The following is a 7,061-nucleotide window of genomic DNA, read 5'->3' as shown; positions in this document are numbered from 1 at the left end:
GGGCGTGCCCCAGGCGGCCGGGGGCGTGCCCGTCGGCGTCCCCGGCGGTTCCTGGTCGGGCTGGCGGCCGTCGTGGGCGGCGCCGGCGTCCCAGGACGGCCGGGCATCCCGGTACGGCTGATCCCCTTCGGAGAAGCTGTCGGCCCGGGTGTGCCGGCGGGTCCAGGACGGTGGCCGGTCCCCGCTGGGCCCCGCCCCGCCCGCGGCCGGCCCGGGTGCTCCCGTCGGCCCGGGCCAGCGTCCGGTGGGATCCCCGGCGGGGTCCGGCCGGGGCGCGGGCGGCGGGCTGGTGGCCCGGCGGGTCATGTCCGCGTTCCACAGGTTGCGACGGATCGTGGCGGCGGTGCGGGCGAACGAGCCGGCCGACGACGGCCGTTGGGCCGGGTCCTTGGCCATCGCCGCCTGGACGAGGCTGCGCACCGGCTCGGGGATGTCGGGCGACAGCGGCGGCGGGTCGTCCTGCTGGTGCGCCATCACGACCACGATCGGGTTGCGGTCGTCGAAGGGCCGCCGGCCGGCCAGGCACTCGTAGGCCACCACGCCGAGGGAGTACACGTCGCTGGCCGGGGTCACCGTCCGGCCGGAGGCCTGCTCGGGGGAGACGTAGTAGGCGGTGCCCATCATGATTCCGGTGGCGGTCAGCGGCGCGGCGTCCACCGCGCGCGCGATCCCGAAGTCGGTGACCTTGACCGCGCCGTCGGTCCGCAGCAACAGGTTGCCGGGCTTGACGTCCCGGTGCACGACGCCAAGGGTGTGCGCGGCCTGCAGGGCGTCCGCGGCCTGCCCGAGCACGTCCAGGGTCTTCTCCGGGGACAGGCGCTTCTCCCGGTGCAGCAACGCCGACAGGGGCTCGCCCTCGACCAGCTCCATCACCAGGTAGGCGGTCGGGCGGTCACCATCGGTGACGACCTCGCCGTAGTCGTAGACGGACGCCACACCCGGATGCGACACCCGGGCGGCGTGCCGGGCCTCGCCGCGGAAGCGGACCAGGAACAGCTCGTCGCTGGCGTACTCCGGGCGCAGCAGCTTCACGGCGACGGGACGCCCGAGGGTGCGGTCGAGACCCCGCCACACCTCGCCCATCCCACCGGTGGCGATGCGTCCTTCCAGGAGGTAGCGGCCGTCGAGAACGGTGCCTTTCGGCGAGGCGCCGAAAGGCTGCGCGGCGGCCGGTGAGGCCGCTCCCGCGAACGGCGGCAACGCGTCCCGCCCGTCCGCGGCCGGGACGCCTGGTGCCGGGACGCCCGGTGCCGGGGGGATCCGCGGTGCCGGGACGCCTGATTCCGGCAGGCCCGGGCCCGGCCCCGGGACGCCTGGCGGCGGTGGGCCGGTCACTGCCGGACATCCAATGCGGCCTTCATGACCTGTTGGGCCACGGGCGCGGCGACCGCGCCGCCGGTGCCGAACTCCCCGCCGCCGTCCTCGACCACGACCGCGACGGCCACGCTCGGGCTGGCGGCGGGCGCGAAGCCGATGAACCAGGCGTGCGGGGGCTCGTTGTCACCGTGCTCGGCGGTGCCGGTCTTGCCGGCGACGGCGACGCCGGGGATCCGCGCCTTGGTACCGGTGCCGCTGCTGACCACGCTCTGCATCATCGTGTTCAGGGCGGCGGCGACGTCCGGGCTCACGGGGCGTTTGTAGACCTCCGGCTCGGTGCGGCTGAGCGCCTTGAGGTCCGGGCCGAGCAGCTCGGAGACGATGTACGGCCGCATCATCACCCCGTTGTTGCCGATGGCGGCGGCGACCTGGGCCATCTGCAGCGGGGTGACCCGGTCGTCGAACTGCCCGATGGCGGACTGCGCGGTCTGGGCCTTGTCGAGCTGCTGGGGCGGGTACACGCTGGGCACCAGCGGCAGCGGGAAGCCGGGGATGGTGGAGTTGAAACCGAAGGCCTCGGCCTGGGCGCGCAGGGTGTCGTCGGTGAGATCCATACCGAGCTGGGCGAACGCCGTGTTGCAGGAGATCGTCAGAGCGTGGATGAGAGTGTCCGTGTCGCCGTCCCCGCAGCGTTCGCCGCCGAAGTTCGGCAGCACGGTCCTGCTCTGCGGCAGCCGGAGCTGGTCGGGGGCGGCGATGCGTTCCTCGAGCTGGTGCCCGGCGTTGAGCGCGGCCGCCGCGGTGATCACCTTGAAGGTGGAGCCGGGCGGGTAGGTCTCCTGGGTCGCGCGGTTGAGCAGCGGCTTGTCCGGGTCGGTGTTCAGTGCCCGGGCGGCTCTGCCGGCCTCGGCATCGTCGTGGCTGGCCAGCGGTGTCGGGTCGTATGTCGGACTGGTCACCATCGCGAGGATCTCGCCGGTCTTCGGGTCGAGCGCCACGACCGCCCCCTTACGGTTGCCGAGCGCGGTGGTCGCGATTTGTTGGATCCGGGGTACCAGCGTGGTGACGATACTGCCACCCCGTTGTTTGCGTCCGGTCACCAGGTCGGAAACCTTGGAAACGAACAGGCGGTCGTCCTCCCCGGAGAGGATGTCGTTCTGGGAGTTCTCCAGGCCGGCGGAGGTGTACAGGCCGTAGTAGCCGGCGACGGCGGCATACAGTTTCCCGGCCGGGTACTGCCGCTGGTATTTGTACTCGTCGTCGGACGGCACCGAGCTCGCGACCGCCTGCCCGCCGGCCACGCCGATCCAGCCGCGTTCCCGTTCGAACCGTTCGGTGATCTGGCGGGCGTTGTTCGGTTCGTGACGCAGTTCGCCAGCCTGCTTCGCCTGTAGCCAGTTGGCGTTGACCAGCAGGGCGGTGAACAGCACCAGGCAGGCGACGGCGACCTTGCGGATGGGCGCGTTCACGTCGTCCGCACCGCCTGGGTGGGGCTGTCGGCGACGGCGTTCGGGTCGAACAGCGGCGCGGCCGGGGTGGCCGGGCCGGGCCGGCGGTAGGAGTCGCTGATCCGCAGCAGCAGCGCGATGATGGCCGCGTTCGAGACGATCGAAGAGCCTCCGTAGGAGATGAAGGGCAGCGTCAGGCCGGTCAGCGGGATGAGTCGCATGACACCGCCGACCTGCACGAACACCTGGAGGGCGAACGAGGCGGCCAGGCCGGTCGCGAGCATCTTGCCGAACGGGTCACGGGCGCCGAGCGCGGCCCGCAGGCCACGGGTGACAACCAGCCCGTAGATGACGAGGATGGCCATGATCCCGGCGAGGCCGAGTTCCTCACCGATGCTCGCGACGATGAAGTCGGTGTTGGCGAAGGGGACCCGCTGTGGGCTGCCCTGCCCGAGCCCGGTGCCGGTGATCTCGCCGGCGGCGAACCCGAACAGGCCCTGCACCAGCTGATACGAGGTGCTGGTGGGGTTGTCGCCGTCGAACGCGTGCAACCAGCCGTCCACCCGGACCTGGACGTGCCCGAACAGGTGGTAGGAGATGACCGCGCCGAGCGAGAACAGGGCGAGCCCGATAAGCACCCAGGACGCCCGTTCGGTCGCGACGTAGAGGATCACCAGGAACATGCCGAAGAAGAGCAGGGACGAGCCGAGGTCCTTCTCGACGACGAGGACGCCGAGGCTCGCGAGCCAGGCGACGAGCACCGGCCCGAGGTCCCGGGCGCGCGGGAAGTGGATCCCGAGGAAGGACCGGGAGGCCACCGAGAGCACCTCGCGTTTGTTCACCAGGTAGCCGGCGAAGAAGACCATAAGAATGATCTTCGAGATCTCGCTGGGCTGGAAGGTGAACGGCCCGACCCGCAGCCACAGCCGGGCGCCGTTGATGGTCGCGCCGAACACCGGCATCGCGGGCAGCACCAGGAAGACCAGGCCGACCAGCCCCGCCGTGTAGGCGTAGCGCGACAGCGTCTTGTGGTCCCGGATGACCGCCAGCACCAGCACGAAGACGACGAGCGCGAGCAGCGTCCATATCATTTGTAACGGTGCGACGCCGGACGGTATCTTTCTGCCGGCCTTCTCGGCGGCTTCCACCTTGGCCAGGTCCAGCCGGTAGATCATGACGAGGCCGAGGCCGTTGAGGGCCGCGACCAGCGGGAGCAGTACCGGGTCGGCGGCCGGCGCGAACCGGCGCACGGCCAGGTGGGCCACCCCCCACAGCGCGCTGAAGCCCAGGCCGTAGACGAACACCGACGTGGTGATCTTTCCGTCGACGGCGAGCACGACGGCCGCCAGGGCGGCGGTGGCGAGCAGGCCGGCGAACAGCAGCAGGGAGAGTTCTCGCCGACGGTACGGCGGCAGATGGACATCGGCCGGTATCGGGAACCGGGCGAAGGTTCCCGTGAGATCGACCGCCTTGCCGCGAAGCGGAGGGAGAACAGTCATCCTGTCGGCGTCATCCAGGCGTCGAGACCGGCGGGGCCGCTGGGATGGCCGGGTTACAGTTCGAGACAGGAGTGGTGGCGCAGAGTGCCGATGGGCTGGTGACAGCGCCCAGGGAGCCCTGAGCGTCCCCGGCGTTCTTCTCCCCGTCGCTGCCCGCTGGCGTCGGCGCCACCGTCGGTGCTGTGCTGGCGTCGGCCGGGTGCGTGGCGGGGAACTGGGCCCGCAGGTTGGCGACATAGCGCTGGATCTCGCTGAGACTACTGGCAGAGTAGCCCTTCTCCACCTGCAGCTTCCCCTCGTCGTTGAGATCGCTCAGCGGTATGGAGGGCTCCTTGAACCGGTGCAGAGAGAAGCCGGCGATGCTCCCCTCGACACCCTCGAAGATCGCTACCTGGTCGCCGTCGACCCCGACGTAGTACCGGTTGTGCAGGTAGAACCAGCCGCAGACGGTCACGATGGCCAGGACGATCACCACGCACAGGATGATGAAGGCCGGCCGGGGCGGCGACCGCCGGGCGAGCGGCTGCGTGTCCTCGTCCACCACGCTGTCGGAGCTCTCGGCACGCGGCGCGGGGCCGTGCCGACCGATTCGCGCGCCTCTGGCGGCCGGGGAGTCCTGGTCGCCGTACCGGGGGTTCGGCCCGGTACGGGCGGCCAAGGCTCCCGGCACGGCCTGCTTCTCCGCGGCGGCACCGGCTACGAGCGGGCTGGTGTCCTCGCCGTCGTCCTCGACGACGTCGGCGACGACAACGGTGATGTTGTCCGGCCCGCCGCCCTTGAGCGCGAGCTCGACCAGCCGGTCGACGGCCTCCTGCGGCGTCGGCAGCAGCAGCGCCTCACGGATGGTGGTTTCCGTCACAACGCCGGACAGCCCGTCGGTGCACAGCAGATAGCGGTCGTCCGGGATCGCCTCCCGGATGGACAGGTCCGGCTCGACGTCGCGGCCGTCGAGCGCACGCATCAGTAACGACCGTTGGGGATGCGTGTCCGCCTGCTCGGCCGTGATCCGGCCCTGGTCGACGAGATCCTGCACCAGGGTGTGATCGTGGGTCACCTGGTTGAGCACCTCGTGCCGCAGCAGGTACGCCCGGGAGTCGCCGACGTGCAGCACCCCGAGATGGGTCCCAGCGAGCAGCAGGGCGGTGACCGTGGTGCCCATGCCCTCCAGCGCCCCGTCCTGGACGGACATCTCGCGCAACTGGTTGTTGGCCTGGTGCACCGAGTCGGCCAGCACCTCCAGGACCGCGCCGCTGGTGATGTCGTCGTCCAGGCCGGCCAGCTGGGAGATCACGGTGGAGGAGGCGACCTCCCCGGCCGCGTGGCCGCCCATTCCGTCGGCCACGGCCAGTAGCCGAGTGCCCGCGTAGGCGGAATCTTCGTTGCCTTCCCGGACGTGGCCGACGTCCGAGCGAACGGCGTAGTGAAGCCTAAGGCTCACCGGTGAAGCTCCAGGACGGTTTTCCCGATCCTGACCGGCGCGCCGAGAGGAACCGGCATGGGACTGGTCACTTTCGTGCGGTCGAGGTAAGTACCGTTGGTCGAGCCCAGATCTTCGACGAACCACTGGCCGTCGTGGGGGACGAGTCTTGCATGTCTCGCGGATGCGAAGTCGTCCTCCAGCACCAGAGTCGAGTCCTGTGCACGTCCGATGGTGACAGGCGCCGGTCCGAGCGGAAGAATCGTCCCCGCGAGATGTCCCTTCGTGACGACCAGCTTGCTCGGTGTGCGCGCCCGCCGGCTGGCGGGCGCGTTCTGCGGGCCGGCCGGCGGCGGTGCCGGACGGGCCGGGTGCGCGGGCACGGGCGCCGGCTGGGCCGCCGCTCCGTGGCCCAGCCCCTGGACGTTCTGCCGTTGCCGTTTCGTCGGCCCGAACATGTCCGCGCGCACCGCGCGGACGGCAGCCAGGACGAACAACCACAACAGCGCCAGGAAGCTGATTTTCACGACCAGGAGGACCAGGTCGCTGGGCTGGGATCCGCTCACGGCGTCCTACCAGGCGTGCTCGTTCGGATCCGCCGCCCCCGGCCCAGCGGGACGATCACCGTAGGGATCCCGGTCCTGCGGACGCCGGCCCTCCCCAGGGGGGACCCGGCCCGGACGCTGGGTGTCCTGCTCGTACAGGTCGGCGTCGTCCGGCCGCACCGGCGCGACACCGTGCCGTGGGTCGCCGCCGCGCCGTGGGTCGCCGCCGCGCCGTGGGTCGCCGTAGCCGGGCTGGCCGCCACGACTGGGCGCACCCGGAGGCGCACCCGGGCCGTAGCCGCTCGGCGGAGTACCGGGAGGCCGGCCGCCGGACTGGTCGTACGGGTTGCCGCCACGGTACTGGCCCTCCCTCTCCCCGTACGGGTCGTCGTAGCGGGAACCGCCACCATACGGATCCCCCGGCCGGCCTCCCGCGGGCTGGCCCCTGACCGGACGTCCGCCACCCTGGTACGGCGGTTCCGCGGGCGGGGGCGGATAGCCGCCGGGGGAGCCACCTCTACGCGGGTCATCACGATACGGGTCGTCACGGTACGGGCCCGCCGGCGCGGGCGGGTAGCCGCCGGGCGGGCCGCCACGCCGCGGCTCACCCCGATAGGGATCGCCACCACGGTACGGGTCGCCCCGGTAGGGATCCGCCGGCGGGGGGGCAGGCGGGTAACCACCAGGGGGGACACCCTGGCGCGGGTCACCACGGCGGGGATCGGCAGGCCGTGCCCGCGGGTCGCCAGAAGGAGCAGGCGGCGCCGAGGCGGGGGGATACCCACCCGCCGGGCCCGGTGGCGCGCCCGCGGGGACCGGCGCGCCCGCCGGGACG

Annotated in this window: 5 protein-coding genes and 1 pseudogene; 1 reads left to right on the top strand and 5 read right to left on the bottom strand. The window is 71.9% G+C overall.

Annotated elements, in window-relative coordinates; all coding sequences use genetic code 11:
- The 5 genes from NBX02_RS00890 to NBX02_RS00870 form a co-directional block, all read right to left on the bottom strand.
- On the bottom strand, positions 1-1,335 hold a 1,335-nt coding region (locus NBX02_RS00890; protein WP_445548188.1), incomplete at its 3' end, for a serine/threonine-protein kinase.
- The gene (locus NBX02_RS00885) at positions 1,332-2,786 is read right to left on the bottom strand and encodes a peptidoglycan D,D-transpeptidase FtsI family protein (protein WP_250282754.1); all 1,455 of its coding nucleotides are present in this window, start codon (positions 2,784-2,786) and stop codon (positions 1,332-1,334) included. The genes NBX02_RS00885 and NBX02_RS00890, both read right to left, overlap by 4 nt.
- Positions 2,783-4,264: an FtsW/RodA/SpoVE family cell cycle protein gene (locus NBX02_RS00880; RefSeq protein WP_250282756.1), complete on the bottom strand. Its 1,482-nt coding sequence runs from the start codon at positions 4,262-4,264 to the stop codon at positions 2,783-2,785. Before NBX02_RS00880 ends, NBX02_RS00885 begins: the two co-directional genes overlap by 4 nt.
- Positions 4,265-4,274: 10 nt before the next feature.
- Complete coding sequence (locus NBX02_RS00875) at positions 4,275-5,702, bottom strand: PP2C family serine/threonine-protein phosphatase (protein ID WP_250282757.1); 1,428 nt, start codon at positions 5,700-5,702, stop codon at positions 4,275-4,277.
- Positions 5,699-6,247 (bottom strand): FHA domain-containing protein FhaB/FipA, encoded by a 549-nt coding sequence (locus NBX02_RS00870; RefSeq protein ID WP_250282759.1) that lies wholly within the window; start codon positions 6,245-6,247, stop codon positions 5,699-5,701. Before NBX02_RS00870 ends, NBX02_RS00875 begins: the two co-directional genes overlap by 4 nt.
- Before the next feature lie 15 nt (positions 6,248-6,262).
- Here NBX02_RS00870 and NBX02_RS00865 point away from each other — a divergent pair.
- Positions 6,263-7,061, top strand: a pseudogene (locus NBX02_RS00865) (hypothetical protein); the annotation flags it as partial.

It is taken from the genome of Protofrankia sp. CiP1_Cm_nod1 (assembly GCF_920888515.1).
In the GTDB taxonomy this organism is placed as follows: domain Bacteria; phylum Actinomycetota; class Actinomycetes; order Frankiales; family Frankiaceae; genus Protofrankia.
The sequence above is the reverse complement of the archived record's forward strand: the minus strand, read 5'-3'. Positions and strand labels throughout refer to the sequence as shown.

Bases quoted from the DNA above. Each gene is read 5' to 3' on its own strand.
- NBX02_RS00880 (WP_250282756.1), bottom strand. From the start codon at position 4,264: ATGACTGTTCTCCCTCCGCTTCGCGGCAAGGCGGTCGATCTCACGGGA.